A 19,838-nucleotide genomic window follows, 5' to 3' on the forward strand; every position below is an offset into this window, starting at 1 on the left:
TATGTTGAGGACATGTCGCAAAGATTCTCATCATCATTGTCCCTGACCCGCAAATGAATAAACATTTCTGATTACCGCTGAAACTCAGCATTCCCGACCTTGAGCTGAGGATTAGTTTTAGTCAAACTTTAATGGTGTCGTAATTGTAATGATCTCTGCCACCTGTTGCGTTCATTGGCTATGATTTCCTCTTCATCGTAGGCCTTGCGCCTGGTAAGCACTACATCCCAATCCACCTCGTGGCCGTCAAAATGAGGGCCGTCGACACAGGCAAACATGGTTTTTCCTGCAACGGACAATCTGCATGCACCGCACATTCCGGTACCGTCTATCATGATAGGACTCATGCTGACAATGGTTCTGACCTTGAAAGGCCTGGTTGCCTGGGATATGCGAAAAACCATAAAGGTGCAGCCAACGGCCAGGATCCGGTCGAATTTTTCACCATCCCGCAGATTTTTGTCCAGCAGATCATGGGCATGACCTTTGCTGCCCAGCGAGCCGTCGGATGTGGAATATCTGACTTCATCAGCGGCCTCTTCAAGCTTATCATGCCAATAGAGCAGGAAACTGCTGCGGGCCTCGAGGTATACAATCACCTCGTTGCCGGCTTTTTTAAATGCCCTTGCTGCCGGCAAAATGGCACCAATGCCGAAACAGCCTCCGGCCAGGCCGACCTTACCGACTTTTTCTATGGCAAATGGTTTTCCCAGCGGACCGGTAAACGAATAAATCTCGTCTCCTTGCGAAAGTTCAGCCAGTCTTCTGGTGGCAGCGCCAACTTCGAGAAAGACGACGGTCACCTCTCCTTTTTCGGCATCCCAGTCACAGAGTGTGATCGGGGTGCGTTCGCTGTGTTGATTGGGGATGGCAATGGCAAACTGTCCGGGCAAGGCCCTCCTTGCTATGTTCGGTGCGTCCAGGGTCATCTGGTGAATGTTTGGCGCGATGATCTTCTTTTCCAGGATTTTCATTCTTTCTAATCTCGTAAAAAGTTTGCCACAATGTCAGATGGCTAGATAAAAAGTTCGATAGACAAGGCGCGGGAGGTCGGGCTTTCTCGAAGTCGGAGTTTATGCCCGTACGGATGCTTATCGTGACGCCATCATTCTTGGAGTACCTCCTGCAGATCGGGGATGACCTTCTCCAGATTGTTGCCCAGGTAATGGAAATGATGTTTTTTCAGCATTTCCCTGGTCATATAGCTGTTTTTTGATTTCGATCGCGGGTGCGGTTTTTTTTCTTCACCGATCCGTGGTTTTTGCCCTGTAAGCAATGATCTTTCGGCAAGTGCTTGAATGTGACGGTCAAGGTCCTGGGTACCAAAGCTTTCCTTCACATCCAATATGGTGGCTATCCTGCCGATGATCTGGCTGGTTGGCAGGGTGTGATCATTTTGATGAACCGGGGTGAATCGTTTTAGTTTTCCTTCCAGGTTGAAAATATGCCCATCCGATTCCATGCTGGTGGTCAAGGGGAGGAAGACGTGGGCATAATCTGAGGCCGGGGTAAAGAACATGTTGTGCTGCACCATGAATTGTAGCCCTTTAAGGGATTTGAGGAGTCTCTGGTCCGAGATATCGCCAACCAGATAGAGAGCTGACAGCACCTTTCGCTTTTTGAGCATCTCCTCTGTCGTCAGTCCTTCCTGCCCGGCTGCGGCGAATCCGGGAAGCAGTGCCGGATTCATTCCGGCCATGACGGCACCATAGCGGTTGCCTTCAGGCATCAGAAAAAGCATCTTGATCTCTCCCGGCAGTTCGCCGATGCGCATCAGGTTTTTGATATTTTCCTCGGCACGCGTTGAGTGCAGGACCTCATCGCCAATGACCATTATGTTTTTCCCTGCTCTTTGAGCAGCGGCAGTCTGTTCAGCCATGAGCTGGTGCAGGAAAATATGTTCCCGGCCTTTCTTGTAGAGCCGGTAATCAGAAGAGAAGTTCATGGTTCTGGTTATCGCCAAATTGGCTACGGTGACTTTTTTACCGGCCCTGTAGGCTTTTCGTATGTGGTTCTCGATGATGGGGTGGGACCAACTGGCCTGTGCTCCTATGACGTATATATGGTCGGCCTCGAGAATATCGTCGATCTCGGCAAAACCATGAGTTGCGTGGTAATCATAAATATCCCTGATAATGGTTTTGTAGGCGTTGGTCGGATGGATATCCACATTCGCTGATTTCATGGTCCGGCGGACGAACTGCTGTAGAATAAAACTGTTTTCAATAGTATCGTGAGCAGAACCGATCAGGCCGAATTGCGGGCCACGGTGGTGTGCAAGGTTTTCTGAAATCAGGTCGATTGCTTCATCCCAGCCTGCCTCGGCCCATTGTCCTTCCTTCTTGATATGAGGCCTGGTGATTCTCTGCGGATGATGGGTGATGTCGCCCGGAATAAACTTGCCGCGCAGGCATGCCTGTGGAGGATCTTCCTTTTTCCCCGGTTCCGGGCCCACATTGACTATCCTGTTCCCTTTGGTATTGATGGTTATTTCGCATGCTATGCTGCAAAAGGCGCAATGGGTTATAGTTGATTTATCGGGCAGGCCAACCCAATTGCCCATCTTTTCCGAGAGCGAACCTGTCGGGCAGACATCGACACAGGCCCCGCAGAATTCACAGCCCGCTTCCTTTTGCGTTTCGTTGAAGGCCGTCCCCACCAGGGCTGAGTTGCCCCTGTTGATGAAGGCCAGGACTTCGCTGTACCGCTCCTCGTTGCATATCCTGACGCATCTGCCGCAGAGAACGCAGAGGTTGTAATCCAGATCATAGAAGGGATTATCCTTGACGGCAGGAAGATTCCTGTAGGCGATGGGATATCTGATCTGCGTCAGACCGAGGTATTCTGTGAGTTCCTGCAGCTCGCAGTTCCCATTGTTGGTGCAGAAGTTGCAGCCGGTGGTGGTGCTGACCTTCCTGGTGGTATGCATGAACTCGCTGCATTCTTTTTTATCCCCGCAGACCAGGCAGGTATATGGATGTTCCGAGAGGATCAGCTCCAGTATGTCCCTTCTCAACTCCTGTAATGCCGGAGTGCTGGTGGAAATTTTCATGCCCGCAGAAACCGGGGTGGTGCAGGCGGTGGGGAAGCCGCGCATATTTTCAACCGCAACAACGCAGAGGCGGCAGCCGCCATAATCGGGAAGGCCTTCCAGATAACACAGGGTCGGAATGTAAATCCCGCCCTCCCGGGCCGCCTGCAGGATGGTGGAGCCTGCCGGTGCATGGATCTCCCGGTTGTCGATGGATACCGTTATAGTTTTTGTCTGGGCCATCGTTTTACTCTATGTGGATAGCATCGCCTGCAATCGCATCAAAACGGCAGATTTCATAACATGCCCGGCACTTGATGCATTTATCCTTATCCAGATTATGGGGTTCGCTTCGCGGCCCGCTGATGGCGCCTGTGGGACATACCTCCACACAGCGTTGGCATCCGGTACATTTTTCTTTGACGACCCTGTATTGAACAAGCTCGCGACAGACCGCGGCAGGACAGCGTTTATCTTCTATATGGGCAAGGTATTCATCCCGGAAATAGTTGATGGTGGTGCGCACCGGGTTGGGTGCGGTCTGGCCCAGTCCGCAGAGAGAGCCCTTGCCGATAGTGGTGGATAAGGATGCAAGGGTATCGAGATCTTCCAGGGCACCGTTTCCTGCGGTGATCCTGTCCAGTATCTCCACCATTTTTTGTGTGCCGATACGGCAGGGCGCGCACTTGCCGCAGCTCTCTTTACTGGTAAAGCCGAGGAAATAACGGGTGACATCGACCATGCATGAATGCGCGTCCATGACGATGAGTCCGCCTGATCCCATGATGGTACCGGCGTCCTGCAGGGATTGATAGTCGATCGGCAGATCGAGATGTTCCGCTGAGAGGCAGCCGCCCGAGGGGCCGCCGGTCTGCACGGCCTTGAAGGGGTTGCGTGTGCCACTGCCGATGTCGAAGATGATCTCCCGCAAGGTGGTGCCGAGAGGAACCTCTATCAGTCCGGTTCTTCTGACCTTGCCCACCAGGGCGAAGGTTTTGGTGCCCTTGCTCTGTTCGGTGCCGAAACCGGAATACCACTCTCCTCCATTTCTCATGATGTTGGGCAGCGTGGCCAGGGTTTCGACGTTGTGGATGGTTGTCGGTCTGCCGTGCAATCCCGATATTGCCGGAAATGGCGGCCGGCTTCTCGGCATCCCTCTCTTGCCTTCGATGGAGGCGATCAGAGCGGTTTCCTCGCCACAGACGAAAGCTCCGGCTCCTTCCTTGATCTTTATGGTAAAGTTAAAGCCACTGCCGAGAATATTGTCTCCAATCAAGCCGATCTCTTCCATCTGCGCCATGGCGATCCGCAGCCGTTCTATGGCCAGCGGGTATTCGGCTCTGATATAGATATAGCCCGAATCCGCGCCGATCCCGTAGGCGGCGATCAACATGCCTTCCAGTACCGCAAACGGATCACCTTCGATAACCGAGCGGTTCATGAATGCTCCCGGATCACCTTCATCGGCGTTGCAGATCAGGTATTTCGAATCGCCTTTGGCGTTTCTGCAGAACTCCCATTTTTTGAAAGAGGGAAAACCGGCCCCGCCACGGCCCCGCAATCCGGAGATTTTTACTTCTTCAATGGCCGCCTCCGGCTGATTTTCAAGGGTATTGATGAGGCCTTGAAAACCATCGCGGGCGATATAATGCTGAATATTTTCCGGGTCGACTATACCGCAGTTTCTCAGGACGATCCTCATTTGGTTTTTAAGCATGGGCAACTCCCAGAATGATCTGGTCCCATCCACTTTCGAATCGCGAGCGCCAAAATGCCCGATTGGCTTGATTTTGATTTTTTCCTTGCCGATATATCCTTTAATCAGTTTTTCGGCCCGTCCTGAATCGACATTGTTGAAACTGAGCCTCGGCAGGCCATGAGCCTGTATATCCATGAAAGGTTCGAGATAGCAGGGGCCGATGCACCCCACCTTGACCAGTTTGATTTTGTCGTTTTTATTCGCTTGTTGCAGGGTATTCCAAACTGCTCCAGCGCCGGAAGCCAGACCGCAACTGCCCATTCCCACATAGACCACAGGATCCGGACTCTGCTGTAGAGCCAGCCAGGTTTCGGCGGATCTTTTCTGTAGAGCGATGAAGTCATTCATATTTTTTCAGAACCTGCTGCAGTTTGAGTACGGACATGCGGCTGTGGATTTCCTGATCCACCATCATAACCGGGGCCAGGGCGCAACATCCGAGGCAGGCGACCCGCTCCAGATCGAAACGGCCATCTTCGCTTGTCTGGCCTGGCTCGATTCCAATTTGAAGCTGGAGAGCATTCAAGAGGAAGTCACCATCCTGGACATGACAGGCGCTTCCCAGACAAATTTTTATGGAGTGACGGCCCGGGGGATTAAAGCGAAATTGCGAGTAAAAGGAAGCTACACCAAAGATTCTGCTTCTGGATATTCTCAGGTGTTCTGAGATCTTGCGGATTGCGGTGGGAGATACGTAGCCCTCAATGGCCTGCATTTGTTGCAGGATAGGCATCAGATTGTCTGTGCCTCCCGGAGGATAGGTATCCAGAGTTTGCGTGATCGGGTTTTTCATAATCAGGTGACAGGTGGCAGAGGCAGTTGCTTTGCAAGCAGAGCTAATCCTTCATATTCTCTCCTTACCCCGATATATGTATCATCCTATCGCATTTTTGGTGTTTTTACAAGTTCCGGATCATCGCGATTACATAGGCCTCAAGGAGAAAACGCTTTTTTTCTCCGCTGGTTTGCTCAAAGCTATTTGACAGGACGCCATCAGAGCATTGACAAAATGAAAGAGCAGCGATATTGTGAAAAGTGATTCACAATTCACAATCTATAGTGGGAAAGATAGGGAATGCGAGCTCAAAAGACGGAAACCGAACTGCGTAAGGAGCAAATAATAGAGGCTGCTCTGGGGCTGATCAGTACTGAAGGGGTGTCAGGACTAAGCATAGTCGGCATTGCCGGACAGGTAGGCATCGTTCCGTCTGCGCTGTATCGCCATTTCAAGGGCAAGGATGAGGTGCTGGATGGTGTCGTGGAGTTCATAAAGAGGCGGCTGCTGATAAATGTGACGGAGGTCAGAAGTGAAGTGTCCGCAGCACCACAGCGCCTGCGCTACATCTTGATGCGGCATGCCCGCCTCTTAGCCGAAAATCGAGCCATTCCCCATGTTGTTTTCTCGGATGGGTTTTATACCGGAAATCCTCGACGCAAAGCAAGGGTTGGCGAGATTATAATGGCATATTTGGATAAAATTGAGGAAATCATTGAAGAAGGCCGGCAGGAGGGAACCATTCGTAAGGATATTGTTCCCGGGACCACCTCCCTTCTGTTTCTGGGAATGATCATGCCGGCTGCAGTTCTTGGTAAGGTATGCGGGGAGGGTTTTGATATGATAGCACATGCGGAGAATTCCTGGCCCCTTTTTGAACGATGCATCGCCGTAGATGCTCAAACCGCAATGGACCCTGAAATCGGAGAGGATCATGAATAAAGCTTTGAGAAGAATATTGACTATCCTGCCGATTGCGGCGGCAGTTATACTGGTGGCCTATCTGGTGACGCATCGCCCCGGGCCAGCAAAAAAGCAGGTTGAAGAGTCAATCCGAACACTGCGTGTAATCACTGTTCCTGCCGTGGATCTCATTCCTCGGGCAATCGGTTACGGGGTGGCCGGACCCGGCTTGATCTGGGAAGCGGTTGCAGAGGTTAAGGGTACCGTGAATTTCGTCGATCCACGTCTGAAATCGGGCCAGCTGATAGAGGCGGGTACTGTATTGGTTCAAATCGATCCCTCGGAATACCGGCTTTCCGTGGCTCGGCTGGAGGCGCAAATTGAGGAAACCAAGGCGAAAAGAGCAGAGCTTGTCGAGGACGAAAAAAACATCGGGAACCTGATTGCCATAGAGTCCCGGTCGCTGGAGTTGGCCCAGAAAACCCTGGAACGTAAAGTCGAGGCACTGGCGCGTAATGCCATCTCGCAGGATGAGGTTGATCGAGAGGAAAGAAATTTTCTGCAGCAGAAACAGCAGGTCCAGCAACTCAGCAACAGTCTTGCTTTGATTCCCGCAAAGAAAAAGGCGCTGGAGTCTTCTCTGGCCATGTTGCGCTCCGATCTCGAGCAAGCCGAAAACGATCTGGCCAAAACAAAAATAGCCGCTCCGTATGATTGCCGGCTTGGTGAAGTGAGCCTGGATGTCGGACAGTTCTTACCGGCCGGCCAACTCCTTTTTCAGGCCCACGGCATAGAAGTTGCCGAGATTGAAAGCCGTTTTCGCATTGAAGAGCTGCGCCATCTTCTGGGTGAGGAGAAACGCAAGCGGTTTCTGCCGGGCATGAGCACCGGAATCTTTGCACAACTCTTTGGCGATATCAGAGTTTTTGTGAGTTTGCAAAGCGGAGACTGGTCTGCACATTGGCAGGGCCGCGTCGATAGGCTGCGGGAAAGCGTGGATAGCGGAACCCGGGAAATGAGAGTAGTGGCCGCCGTTGATGACCCCTATGAGAAGGCCATACCCGGATTACGCCCGCCATTGACGGCAGGTATGTTCTGCCGGGTTGAGCTTCAGGCACCCATTCGTGCCGGAAGTGTTGTCATTCCCCGATCCGCGATACACAACGGCAGCGTCTTCGTGCTTGACCGGCAAAACCTTCTGCAGGCCAGGAAGGTGGTTGCAGATTTTGTGCAGTCGGAGTTTGTGGTGATAAAGTCCGGCCTCTTGGCTGGAGAGACCATTATTGTTTCGGATCCCTCTCCGGCCATTATCGGCATGAAAGTGGCGCCTGTTGCCGATGAGGAACTGGAAGAGCGGCTGATCGCTGTAAGTCAGGGAGAGAGGGCTGAGTAATGATCCATTTTTTTAGCCGGCATCCGACCGCCGCCAATCTGTTGATGATCGCCTTTCTTGTCGCCGGTGCTCTGTCCATGCCGCGAATATTGCGGGAAACCCAGCCTGATTTTGCCCCGAGCGAGGTTGAGATACGCATCCTCTATCCCGGTGCCACAGCCCAGGAAGTGGAAGAGGTGATTTGCCGGAGGGTGGAAGATGCACTGGACGGTATCACCTTCGTGGAAGAAATCCGTGCCGATTCCCGGGAGGGAATGGCCTTGATCGTTGTTGAAATGGCGAGCGAAGGGGATATCCAAACCTTTTTAGGCGACATAAAGACGGAGATAGACGCCATAGACGATTTTCCGGCAGAGGTGGAGGATCCGATCGTCTCCGAACTCGGCCGCACCGATCCGGTAATTTCCCTGCTGGTCTCGGGTCCGTTGAGTTTGCCTGATCTTAAGGCATATTCCGAAGATCTGAAAGAGAGGATGCAGGAGGCAGGGATTGCGCTGATTACCATCGAAGGATTTTCCGAGCACCAGCTCCGCGTTTCACTTTCCGAAGCCTCCCTGCGTCTGCTGGGGATCAGTGCCGCTCAGGTGGCCGAAGTGATTATCGCTCAGAGCAGGGATACTCCGCTGGGCAACCTGGAGACCCGTGAAAGGGATATTCTGCTGCGTTTCGCCGATCAGCGCCGCACCGCCGAGGCTCTGGAAAAACTGGTCATTCTCGCCACTCCTGAGGGCGGGGAGGTTCATTTGGGGGATATCGCCGTTATTGAAGATGTTTTCAAGCTCGATGAAGACAAAATCATGATGGACGGCAGGCGCAATGCACTGCTTAAAATCGAGAAATCAAAAACCCAGGATGCCATCCGGGTGGCGCAGATGGTCAGGTCCTTTGTGGAGAGTGAGCGTCTGCGTTTTCCGCAGATGGAGTTGACCCTTACCCAGGATCAGACAAATATCCTCGTTGATCGCCTGAATATGCTGGTGAAAAACGGTGCCCAGGGACTGCTGCTGGTTTTTATGACCATGTGGCTGTTTTTCAATATCCGGATTTCCTTCTGGGTAGTCATGGGCCTGCCGGTCTCATTTCTGGGAGCATTCATCCTTGTGCCCCATCTTGGGCTCAGTATCAATATGTTCACCATGGTTGGCATGCTGATGGCGATCGGCCTGCTGATGGATGATGCCATAGTTATCGCTGAAAATATCATGGCGCATCGACAGCGCGGGAAACCGCCGCTTGCTGCCGCGGTGGACGGTACCAGGGAAGTGGCCTCGGGTATTATCTCTTCGTTTCTCACCACTATCTGTATAATGGGGCCTCTGGCTTTTATCGAAGGCCAGATCGGCAATGTCCTCAGGGTGGTTCCCATGATGTTGATTCTGGTTCTGGCGGTCAGTCTCATCGAAGCGTTCTGGATCCTTCCCGCTCATCTCAATCACGCCATGCACCGTTTCGCCCCGCAAGAGGCCAATCATTTTCGGCAGCGCTTCGATAGTTTTTTTGAGTGGCTGCGTGAGCGGCTGCTGGGCAGAACCATCGATGTGTTATTGAAATGGCGCTATCTCTTTGTTGCGTCGGTAATCGGCCTGTTCATTCTTTCACTGGGTATGATCGTTTCCGGAAAAATCAAGTTTCAGGGGTTTCCCGAGCTGGAGGGCGATATCGTGGTGGCACGGCTGCTGATGCCTCAGGGAACCCCGCTGCAGCATACCGAACAGAGAGTTAATCATATTCTGGAAGCGCTGGACAGGACAAACAGGAAGTTTAAAGCGCAGCAGAAAGACGAGCAGGATCTTGTCAGGAACTCCTATGTCCAATATAATCTGAATACGGAGGCCTTTGAAAATGGCCCTCATGTGGCGACCATTACCGTGGATCTGTTGACGGCGGAGAAGCGCTCGGGAACCATTGATGCGTATCTGGCCGAATGGCGCAAGGAGATAGGGGAACTGCCGGATGTGCTCAGTCTGACCTTGAACGAACCGGGTTTCGGTCCCGGCGGCCGCCCCATAGAAGTGCGGCTGCGAGGCAAGGATCTGGTCGAGATGAAACAGGCTGTTCTCGACCTGGAGGCCTGGTTCTCTCAGTTTGAAGGGGTGGTGAACCTTGCCGATGATCTTAGAACCGGCAAGCCCGAGCTGCGCATGCGAATGCGTGAAGGAGCCTACGGACTCGGCATCGATGCGGCAGGGGTAAGCCGCCAGTTGCGTGCAGCCTTCCAGGGCATAGAGGCCGATAATATTCAGGTTGGGCCGGAGACCTATGAGATTGAGGTACGTTTGGCGGATATGGGTCGGAACAGCTTGCAGGACCTCGAAAGTTTTAATCTTATCCTCGATGACGGCAGCCGCATGCCATTGAGTGCAGTGGTGCAATGGGAAATGGAGAAGGGCTGGGCCAGAATAGCCCGCTTCAATGGGATGCGGGCGGTAACCTTGCGCGGTGACGTAGATACCCGGTTGATTAACACCAACGAGTTGATGAGGCTCTTTCAGAAGAATTATCTTCAGGATTTCAATAAAAGATATCCGGATCTGCAGTTATCCGTTGCCGGTTCTCTTGAAGAAACCAATAAAACGCGGCTGTCGATGCTGGCTTCCCTGTTTATTGGCCTTATAGGCATATTCTTTCTCCTTAGCTTCCAATTCAGGACCTTTACCGAACCATTTGTGGTAATGCTGGCCATTCCTTTTGCCTTGATCGGAGTGGTCTGGGGGCACGGCCTGATGGGAGTGCCCGTGAGCATGCCGAGCCTGCTGGGGTTTATAGCCCTTGCCGGCATAGTGGTCAATGACTCCATCCTTTTGGTACTCTTTTTGAAAAATGCCCGGAGAAAAGGGCTTACAGCGCAGGAGGCAGCTGCCGGAGCAAGCCGGGCCAGGTTTCGCGCCGTTCTATTGACTTCCACCACAACCATAGCCGGACTGCTGCCGCTGTTGTTCGAAAAGAGCCTTCAGGCCCAGATATTGATCCCTCTGGTGATCAGTACAACATTCGGACTCATGGCCAGCACGGTGCTGGTGTTGTTGGCCATTCCCTGCATGTATCTGATCCTGAGCGATTTAGGTATTGTGGAGAAAATCGGATTAGATGAAGCGGTAGAGTGATTTTTAATACCTTCTGGTCCCTAAAAGCAGTGATTGCCAATGTTGATGGTCTTATAAAGGTCACCGATGTAGTCTTTATTCGAAGGAAATGTTGCATTCCTGTCAAACTGTCGATACACTCTGAGAAACATTCTTTGGCTGGTTTCGGTGTTGTTTTGCCGGAGCCTCAAATCTCAAGGAAAAATGGAAAGGAGCGAATGCTATGGTCGGTTTTCAAAAAAGCAACTCCAATACTACCCTGGAAATGCTGAATAATGGCCGGATACAGGAAGTCAATCTGGAAAAGGATCGTATCACCATATTGAAATTTCTGATAATCGTCCTTCCCATGTGGATCAGTGCCAAATTCTACAGCGGACCAAATCTGGAATTCGTCCGCAATTATCTGGCGGCCATCATCCTGATGGTTCTGCTTGCTTTGGTTTTTCAGTTTATTTATACCAGATCGAGGGAGAAAGTCGTCCTCGTTTCACTTTTCATTGTTCTTTCCCTGATACAGACTGCCTTTATCGCTATGCCTTCATTATTAACGGAGCTGACTTTTACAATAGGTCAGGGAACATTTTTCGGTGGCGAACCCACCTTCCATATGATTCCTTATTATGGAGTCGGTGGTTTTATCGGGTATTTCGTGTTGAAGGGATGCAGGAAGAAGGAGATCCTTCGCAAGTGAGAGTGCAATTCCGCTAGTGTGATCGCAATACCACCTATCCTGGAAGCTACACTGGTAATAAAAAAAAATCTGCTGCCGTTTCAGATCTACAAAGACGTAGATCGAGCCTTTTACTGATCCGTCAAACAAAGGAGCCGGTTAATTGTATTAACCGGCTCTATTCGATTTATTACACATTCCCGCAATTATATCAGGGAATACAGGGAATACAGTCTATTCTAGCCCCACAATCCCCATCCGAAAGAAGCTGTGAAGAGAATGGCAGCCACAACCACCACAATCAGATATATATCTTCCCTTGCCATAGTATTTACCTCCCGGCATATACGAATTATATTTCATCAACAACAATGTTTTGGTTTTCATCGGCACGCCTGATCTGTGTTGCCGAGGTTGTCGACATTTCAGCTTTGAAGCAGAGCGCCCACATCATCACTATACCCACGATCCACCATACTATCTGCCAGGACCAGAGTGGCGGGAATCCCGCAAACTCAAAGGCATTATTGCCGATGATACAGAAGGGTCCGATAGCACAGAGGTACCAGAGAGGAACGAGGACTTTCATGGCATTCCGCCATTTCTGGCCGCTCTCGGAAGGACCGTCAACATCATCGAGCCATGCCCGTACTTCGGCCTGACGCTCCATGGTCTCCTTAGAATCCTTCATTCCCAGGGCACGGCAGAGATAGGCTATGACCAGTCCGGTGAAGAGTCCCCAGAAGGCGGTATGCATGGAGAGAGGATACTGATAAACGAAGTAGGTGATGAAACAGGCGATAATGGCACCGAGCAATCCGATGACAACGCCGATAGAGGGATATTTGAAACCGTAATGCACACCCAGCAGCATCAGATACATGATAAAGCCAAAGGCGGTAGCAAACCCGCCGATCATAACAATTGCACCGGGAGCGGTGAGGCTCACCACAACTGCGAGAACGGTGATAACCGTAACGAAAAACCGGTTGGCCCAGATCTGTTCGGCGTGGCCCGCCTTCTTCTTCTTAAGATAGCGCCAGTAAACATCCCGGAGAACAATGGTTCCGCCGGTGCCGATATATGGAGCGGCGGTGGAGTGGATGGCGGCAATAATACCAAGGAAAACGATAGCCATTACCGGTCCGGGAAGAACATAGTTCATCAGCATCGGCACCACATCACCGTCAACCTGAGGAGCTATCTCTCCCATATTCTGGAGGATACGGGCACCCATCCCCTGAAATGCGGTAAAGAAGAACAACGCGATACCAACGATGAAAGTAGACATGAAGACCTGCTGCCAGGGCAGCGCCTTGGGATTAGCCATGCCGAAATTCCAGAGAATAAACGCTGGTGATGACTGGATTCCCATAAGGGCGAACATGTAAGTGAGGATCATGACCGTTGTCCAGCCGCCCGCGCCAAGACCGAAATGGATCACGCTGGGCACTGTCACATATTTCGCCTCCAGCATTCTGATGTTGTTGCTGAATTCGGTCCAGCCGCCGAGAGCCGGTGCCGTGATCGTGAAATACCCAAGCAGGACGATACTTAAGACAAGCAGGATGAACTGGATAACTCCAACCCAGGTACTTGCCTTGAGCCCTCCCGTGACCACATAAAACCAGACGATAAAGGCCATGAAAAAGAGACCGGCGGTATAGGGTACTCCGGCAACGATTTCAAAAAGTTTGGCCGCGGCGATAAGCTGCAGGCCCGAGTAAAACATGGAATAGAGTACCGCTGAAAGAACCGTCAGCCAGCGGATAGCCTCGTTGTTGTAATAATAGGCAAACATATCACCCGGAGTAACGAATCCGTAATGCTTGCCCAGCAACCAGTTTCTTTTGGCAAAAAAGGCTCCTGTGATTGGAATGGTGAGAACATAGAACGAAGCGAAGGCATAGGCAAGGCCATCGCGCCAGATAAGTCCCGGGTGACCAACCGTAGTCCAGCCGGAAAAGGAAGCGGCTGTAGCCGCCATAAGAAATGCAATAAACGGTATAGAACGTCCCCCAATGGCATATCCCGATGCGGTTTTTTCAGTGAAATAGCCTCTAAGTCCCCACCAGAAACAGTAGATGATATAGATACCTAGAAAGGTAAATACCCAGGTTTTAGGTTCCATTACGGCTCTCCTCCTGTCTTTTTTAGTTAATCTTTCTGAATACTAAAAAACCGACATTTTCGTTTCTGTAATCACCTCCTTCTGTGTATCCTGAAAATAGATTCGTTGTTTTTTTGCAGGAAATCAGGGTTAGCGGAGATCCTGCTCCCGTTCGGCTTTTGCTTAAAAACGACTATGATCCCGTCATCGAATCGTCCGGAGACGAGGACGCACAAGAAGGATGAAACAGTCGTTTGCAAATGGTGCGCTGCTATAGCTGATATTTTTGAAAAAGTTCGAACGACCGACAACACCGGCACCATTTCCTCATGCCGCCGCTTGCCTGCTCGACTAAACGCAGAGCAGGTGCCGCCGGTAGAGAGAATAGAAATGCCTGTTTGTTGTTAGCGGTTTGGGAATTGCACCAAGCCGCCTCTGTTGCCGCTATCGCTAATATTGATCCGGTTCTTGTAAAACAACAAGAAGACGGGGAGTTCCTGAAGATTATGAAAGGCAGAGTCTATTCTGAGCACTCTGATAATTACAATCTATTGTATAATAAATAATGATAATTTGCATCATAAAAATTTATTCTATATTTTTAACATGTTGCAGAACATTAACGACATAGGGGCAGGAATTTTTGGAAATACCGGAAGATATGTTTTTTAGGCGGTTCAATTTTTACAAAGAGAGAATGATCCGAAAATATTCCAGGTTGAGATGACTATGCAACTACGCCAAAGAGGAGATCTGCTTTTTGCCGTGTATCATGCTGGCCTTTTCATGTGTATAATGTTACTACATTAAAAATGATGAACTCGTAAAAAGCTCGATCACAACAATCTCCACCCGAAAGAAAATGAAATGGAACGATTATTGATAATATGTTTTTCAGCAGCTCTTGGAACCGGCTTCTATTACTGGTTCTCTGTGATGATCAAGAAGAAGTGGATGCAGGAGTATATCTTCACGCATCAATGGCTGCTTTCTCCCAATGCAATATGCTACTGGCGTACTGTTCTTGCGATTGGTGGGTTTTTTCTCTACTTTTTTTCCGGCTATCAACCTGTTGCCATTCTGATCTTTACCTTCGCCGCCATCCTTGACGGAGTCGACGGAGTCGTGGCCAGAAACTGCAACATGATTTCACGGTTGGGCGAATGGCTCGATCCGATGTGCGACAAGCTGACCTACCTTCCTCCTCTGCTAGGTTTTGCATATATAGGAATCCTGTCGGTTAAGCTGGTTTGGATACTCATCGCGATTGAACTTTTCGGGCAGTTTTTTGCCAGAAGAGTACTGCAGTATTTCAAGATTTCCGGAGCCGCCAATAACTTCGGCAAAATCAAGGCAATCATCTGTTTTGCACTGGTTATTTTTTGCGCCTTGCTTGATGAGAATCGCGGAGTCGTTGATATTGGCGACGAAATTCTTCTTGCCTGCATCATTCTCTCGACCGCCTCGGTGGTCTTCAAGTTTGTGCCAAATAGACTGTATGCCGATATTCTTTCAACGCTGAATTTCATTTGTGGTGTAACCAGCCTGGTTTTGACCTACAACGGGTATATTGCCAGAGCGATAATCGTTATTATCGCCGGACAGCTTTTCGATCTCTTCGATGGACGGATGGCTTTAAAACATGGCGGAACAATTTATGGTCCCTATCTAGATGATATTGCCGACTTTGTCAGCTTTGGCCTTGCCCCTGCCTATGTAATGGTCAAACTAGGTGTACCTGTTTCCTATATTTTTGCTTTAATCTATGTCAGCGGGGTCGCCTACAGGCTTGTACGTTTTGTGACAACCGATAAGCAGAGAACCGATCTGCCGGAAGGAGTCTTCAACGGGTTGCCCAGTCCCGCCGGAGCGTTGCTCGTCCTGGGCGCTTCCCTGGCTGTTCCGCCAAATTATCTGCCGTTGGTAGCTTTGCTCTCCGTCGGACTTATGGTGAGCAAAATTCGTTTCGCTCATTTCGGCAGGGTGATTATGAAAGAGATACCGCGGCCTTTGTTTTTCATGGGAAGCGCAATGATAATCGTCATTATTGCCCTTGTCTTCAAGACGAGAAGTATAGAGATGTTCGGCTATCTTATTCTTGGCTCGGTATTTCTGTATATGATAGTAGGAAGGAAATTATTGCAGAAAAAAAGCGCCTGAATTATCAGACGCTGTAAGCGCAGCTTTAATCGCTCTGCGCCTCACTTTCATCCACCTTGCCAAGGATCACCGCGCCGAGAACAAAGAGGACGACGATGCTCAGCACTCCCCACCTGGTATCTCCGGTGAGTCCGCCCACCATCCCCATAAGAAAGGGGCCGCTGATGGTTGCAAATTTACCGAAAACATTATAGAAGCCAAAAAACTCAGCACTTCTCTGCGGCGGGATAAGCCTGGCAAAATAGCTTCTGCTGAGTGCCTGGATACCGCCCATAGCGGATGCCACCAGAAAGGCAATTATCCAGAAAAGCATCGTTTTTGATTGATAACTTGCCAGCGAGGGCAGGAGAAAGGCCAGCAGGGTTATCAGGCAATAGACCATTATGCCGGCAAGCAGCATATTCCTGGTGCCGAAAACAAGAGCGAGTCTTCCGTACAACAAGGCAAAGGGGAAGGCGACAATCTGGATAAACAGCAGGACGGCGATCAGAAGGGGAATATCGAAGCCCAGGTCTCTGCCGTAGGCGGTGGACATCGTAATAATGGTACCTACGCCGTCAATGTAGAAAAAATACGCCGCCAGAAAGAGAAAAACCTGCTTGTGTTTTTTGATGTCGGTGAGTGTATGCCACAACCTTTTAAAACCTGCTGCAACCGGTGTAGCAGTGGATGGCAGAAAGTGTCGTTGTTTGAAGTTTTTCATGGCCGGAATGGCAAGGAGCAGCCACCACACGGCGACGATGACAAAGCCAATCCTGGTCTCCGTGGCCGGCAGACCTCCGCTTAAACCTCCTTTGAGGATAAGCCCGATTATCAGGAGAAAGGGGATGACGCTGCCTATATAACCTAAAGCATATCCCAGGGACGAGACGCTGTCCATCCGTTCCCTGGTGGTGACGTCGACCAGGAATGCATCGTAGAAGATATTGGCCCCGGCCCAGCCCACCCTGGCGGCGACAAACATGAGCAGACATAAGAGCCACTGTCCCTCGACGATAAAGGAAAGTGCTGTAGTGAAGCTGAGTCCCAGTGCCAGAAAGCAGAGAAAAAACAGCCTCTTTCTCTGCCGGTAGTCGGCCATGGTTCCTAAGAGAGGGGCGAGCAGGGCCAGTATCAATGATGCAGCGGAATTCGCGAATCCCCAGTGGGCGGTCGATATGGCGTTTGGCAGGTGGGAGGCGGCGATATCCTTGTAGAATATAGGCATGATGGCCGTCACCATCACCAGGACAAAGGCGGAGTTGCCGACATCATAGAGGACCCAGCTCCGTTCCTCGCTGGACATTTTAAATAGATTCTTCATGTCAAAATATTGTATCCCTATATCCAGGAACGATTGCTTCAGGTGATTTTCGGGCTAGCGCGATGTTTCCGGGTGGTGGCAGCCTTTAGTTACAATACCATAACAGTGTCTGCAAATATAGAGAGACTGTATAGACTGCAGTCTTATTCCCTCCTGTCTGCGGTATAACCTGCCGGAACCGGGAGGAAACCGGCGCCTGATTTGAAATTTACCGCAATTTTACTGTATATTTATATTGCCGGGCTATGTAGAACGGCAAGTGTTTTTTCGGCTGAATCTTAAAATGTGCAGGAGCATGGTTTCGAATGAACTGGTAAGCCGGTCTTCCTGCGAAACCGGCTGAAGAGGAGCTACACTCATGGAAAAAAAACGAATTGCCGTCGCAGTCGACGGCTCCAGATTCTCTCCAAAGGTTATGGATAAAGCTATTGAATATGCAAAGCTTCTCGGAGCTGATATGGTTTTTGTCTACTGCCATAAAAAATATCCGCGGATTCTGGGACAACCGTATCGGGATCAGATTATTTCAGAAATAAATGATCAAGCCAAGGAAACGGTAAGTCCATATCTGGAGCAGCTTGAAGATTCCGGTGTACCTTTCACTGTGCGGTTAATGGAGGAACCCGCCGGAACCATGATTCCCGAAGTTGCCCGGGACGAGAAATGCGACCTTATTATCATGGGTTCAAGGGGGTTGTCGAATCTGCAGGGACTGATTATCGGCAGTGTTACCCATCGAGTGCTGCATGTGGCGGAATGTGATGTCATGGTTGTCAAATAACCTGGTGAGCTGGATAACTTCTCTGGTGCATTTGAGATGTTCGCCTTTAAAGTGGAGAAATTCTTTATCGGGTATTATGTTTTTTAGATGAGTCAACCGACCTCGATATATGAAATAAACCTTTGATTGCGACATGACAGTTCTGTTGGAGGATGATGTGACGTTATGGAATTGAATAGATTATTACAGCGAGAAATTCTTATATCTTTAAAGAAAGTCTATCCCGACAGCCTACTGGTTTCGGCATTGCCCGGATTTTCTGATGACAGACAGTTTATGGGAAATCTATTCTATCTGCAGGAACATGGATTGATTGAAGGAGGAGATGTACGGGAACCGGGCAGGTGCCGAAGCATGATTGACGCTCAGATTACCCGTTCGGGGCTGGACTTTCTTACTGATGACGGTGGCTTGTCGGCAATTCGGGATGGTGTTGCGGTGAAATTGACAAGCAGCGAATATTTTGGTGCCATTGACCAGGCCCTGCTGCATGCAGATCTTGATGATCATGAAAGAGATGTAATTCAGAAATCACTGCTGCAGATGGATAATGAAACTGCAAAAGAGCTGGTCCTGGAGCTGATCGGCCTCAGCGTCCGCGAGAAAACCGAATTTTTGGCAATCCTGGCGCGGCGGGAGAAAACCCTGCATAATTTCAGTGGAGAATAACAGAAAAATGAGCGAAGAGAAAAAGCGTTGTTCCTGGTGCAGACCGGATTCGGCTTCCTATGTGCAGTATCATGACACCGAATGGGGAGTGCCGGTTACCGAAGATGACAAACTTTTTCAAATGCTGGTTCTTGAAGGAATGCAGGCAGGTCTTTCCTGGTTGACCATTTTGAAAAAGCGACAGGCCTTTCTTGAAGCCTTCGATAACTTTGATCCGTCGATAGTAGCGGCTTATGATGGCGGAAAGCTCGATGAGTTGCTGCAAAATACGGCGATTATCAGGAACAGGCGGAAAATTGAATCGGCTGTAAAAAACGCCCGGGTTGTACTCCAGCTGCAGCGCGAGTATGGCTCCTTCTCCCAATATCTGTGGCGCTTCGTTGATTTTAAACCCATCCGCAACAGCGTGGCCGAGCCGGGTGAAATTCCTGCTAAGACCGAACTGTCCACCGAAATTTCGAAGGATCTGAAAAAAAGGGGAATGAACTTCGTGGGACCGACTATAATCTATGCCTTGATGCAGGCTGTTGGTATGGTAAACGACCATGAAACCTCCTGCTTCAGGTATAGTGAGTGCAGCAGATCGGCCCGGGAATCCGGAAAGGCCGGTAAATTCATGGAAAACAACACCAATTGAGATGGCTCACTGAGAATTTGCCGGATGGGCGTTTTCACAAGGCCGAAGGATTTGGAATATGAACAGTATGATTATGACGGAATCACTTTTTTATGACCGTCTGCAAACCAATGTTGGCGATCTGATTGTAGCGATGAGTGAGGAAGGGCTTAAGTTTGTCAATTTTGCAGATCCGCACAATCCATCAGTTCCGGCCGGCTGGATCCATGATCCCGTTAAACTGGAGGATGCCACCTCGCAATTACGAGAATATCTGAACGGCGGGCGGCATACCTTTGATTTACCGCTGGCCCCTGCGGGTACACCTTTCCAGCGCAGGGTTTGGCAGGCGCTCACGGAAATTCCCTATGGCAAAACAATCAGCTATCGAGAACTTGCTCAACAGGTGGAATCTCCGCGTGGCTTCAGGGCCGTCGGCAATGCCAATGGCCGCAACCCCATTGTCATTATCCAGCCATGTCACAGAGTCATTGCGATGGATGGCAAAATCGGGGGGTTTTCGTCTGGAATTCACAGGAAAAAATATCTGTTGGAAATGGAAGGGGTGTGCACCCTTTAGCT

General features: G+C 50.3%; 15 protein-coding genes. 9 read left to right on the forward strand and 6 right to left on the reverse strand.

Going from position 1 to position 19,838, the window contains the following annotated elements; translation table 11 throughout:
* Nucleotides 1–128: 128 nt before the first annotated feature.
* The 4 genes from JWG88_RS08015 to JWG88_RS08030 all read right to left on the reverse strand — a co-directional run bounded on the left by JWG88_RS08015 (nt 129) and on the right by JWG88_RS08030 (nt 5,523).
* Nucleotides 129–974: a sulfide/dihydroorotate dehydrogenase-like FAD/NAD-binding protein gene (locus JWG88_RS08015; RefSeq protein WP_205233179.1), complete on the reverse strand. Its 846-nt coding sequence runs from the start codon at nt 972–974 to the stop codon at nt 129–131.
* A gap of 131 nt (nt 975–1,105) precedes the next feature.
* Nucleotides 1,106–3,274, reverse strand: a complete 2,169-nt coding sequence (locus JWG88_RS08020) for a molybdopterin-dependent oxidoreductase (RefSeq protein WP_205233180.1) — start codon at nt 3,272–3,274, stop codon at nt 1,106–1,108.
* A 4-nt stretch (nt 3,275–3,278) separates the two neighbouring features.
* Complete coding sequence (locus JWG88_RS08025) at nt 3,279–5,138, reverse strand: NADH-quinone oxidoreductase subunit NuoF (protein ID WP_205233181.1); 1,860 nt, start codon at nt 5,136–5,138, stop codon at nt 3,279–3,281.
* A complete protein-coding gene (locus JWG88_RS08030) occupies nt 5,131–5,523 on the reverse strand; it encodes an NADH-quinone oxidoreductase subunit NuoE family protein (protein WP_240194317.1) in 393 nt (130 codons plus the stop codon). The genes JWG88_RS08025 and JWG88_RS08030 overlap by 8 nt, the downstream gene beginning before the upstream one ends.
* 342 nt (nt 5,524–5,865) lie before the next feature.
* On the opposite strand from JWG88_RS08030, the gene JWG88_RS08035 reads away from it, so the two are divergent.
* The 4 genes from JWG88_RS08035 to JWG88_RS08050 all read left to right on the forward strand — a co-directional run bounded on the left by JWG88_RS08035 (nt 5,866) and on the right by JWG88_RS08050 (nt 11,638).
* Nucleotides 5,866–6,507 (forward strand): TetR/AcrR family transcriptional regulator, encoded by a 642-nt coding sequence (locus JWG88_RS08035; protein WP_205233183.1) that lies wholly within the window; start codon nt 5,866–5,868, stop codon nt 6,505–6,507.
* Nucleotides 6,500–7,861, forward strand: a complete 1,362-nt coding sequence (locus JWG88_RS08040) for an efflux RND transporter periplasmic adaptor subunit (protein WP_205233184.1) — start codon at nt 6,500–6,502, stop codon at nt 7,859–7,861. The genes JWG88_RS08035 and JWG88_RS08040 overlap by 8 nt, the downstream gene beginning before the upstream one ends.
* The gene (locus JWG88_RS08045; protein WP_205233185.1) at nt 7,861–10,965 is read left to right on the forward strand and encodes an efflux RND transporter permease subunit; all 3,105 of its coding nucleotides are present in this window, start codon (nt 7,861–7,863) and stop codon (nt 10,963–10,965) included. The genes JWG88_RS08040 and JWG88_RS08045 overlap by 1 nt, the downstream gene beginning before the upstream one ends.
* 202 nt (nt 10,966–11,167) lie before the next feature.
* On the forward strand, nt 11,168–11,638 hold the full coding sequence (locus JWG88_RS08050) for a hypothetical protein (protein WP_205233186.1): 471 nt from the start codon (nt 11,168–11,170) through the stop codon (nt 11,636–11,638).
* Nucleotides 11,639–11,969: 331 nt separating this feature from the next.
* Here the strand turns inward: JWG88_RS08050 and JWG88_RS08055 are convergent, their stop codons facing one another.
* A complete protein-coding gene (locus tag JWG88_RS08055) occupies nt 11,970–13,748 on the reverse strand; it encodes a sodium:solute symporter family protein (protein WP_205233187.1) in 1,779 nt (592 codons plus the stop codon).
* 846 nt (nt 13,749–14,594) lie between these two features.
* On the opposite strand from JWG88_RS08055, the gene JWG88_RS08060 reads away from it, so the two are divergent.
* Nucleotides 14,595–15,887, forward strand: a complete 1,293-nt coding sequence (locus JWG88_RS08060) for a CDP-alcohol phosphatidyltransferase family protein (RefSeq protein WP_205233188.1) — start codon at nt 14,595–14,597, stop codon at nt 15,885–15,887.
* A 25-nt stretch (nt 15,888–15,912) separates the two neighbouring features.
* Here the strand turns inward: JWG88_RS08060 and JWG88_RS08065 are convergent, their stop codons facing one another.
* Nucleotides 15,913–17,190 carry an MFS transporter gene (locus JWG88_RS08065; protein WP_240194318.1) on the reverse strand — a complete coding sequence of 426 codons (1,278 nt, stop codon included), beginning with the start codon at nt 17,188–17,190 and terminating at the stop codon, nt 15,913–15,915.
* Between the two features lie 358 nt (nt 17,191–17,548).
* Here JWG88_RS08065 and JWG88_RS08070 point away from each other — a divergent pair, with 358 nt between their 5' ends.
* From JWG88_RS08070 to JWG88_RS08085, 4 genes are all read left to right on the forward strand, one after another.
* Nucleotides 17,549–17,971, forward strand: a complete 423-nt coding sequence (locus tag JWG88_RS08070; RefSeq protein WP_205233189.1) for a universal stress protein — start codon at nt 17,549–17,551, stop codon at nt 17,969–17,971.
* A gap of 165 nt (nt 17,972–18,136) precedes the next feature.
* The gene (locus tag JWG88_RS08075) at nt 18,137–18,640 is read left to right on the forward strand and encodes a hypothetical protein (RefSeq protein ID WP_205233190.1); all 504 of its coding nucleotides are present in this window, start codon (nt 18,137–18,139) and stop codon (nt 18,638–18,640) included.
* Between the two features lie 7 nt (nt 18,641–18,647).
* Complete coding sequence (locus JWG88_RS08080) at nt 18,648–19,277, forward strand: DNA-3-methyladenine glycosylase I (protein WP_205233191.1); 630 nt, start codon at nt 18,648–18,650, stop codon at nt 19,275–19,277.
* 58 nt (nt 19,278–19,335) lie between these two features.
* Nucleotides 19,336–19,836, forward strand: a complete 501-nt coding sequence (locus tag JWG88_RS08085) for a methylated-DNA--[protein]-cysteine S-methyltransferase (protein WP_240194319.1) — start codon at nt 19,336–19,338, stop codon at nt 19,834–19,836.
* The last annotated feature ends 2 nt before the right edge of the window (nt 19,837–19,838 follow it).

The sequence above is a fragment of the Desulfopila inferna genome (genome assembly GCF_016919005.1).
Lineage (GTDB): Bacteria > Desulfobacterota > Desulfobulbia > Desulfobulbales > Desulfocapsaceae > Desulfopila_A > Desulfopila_A inferna.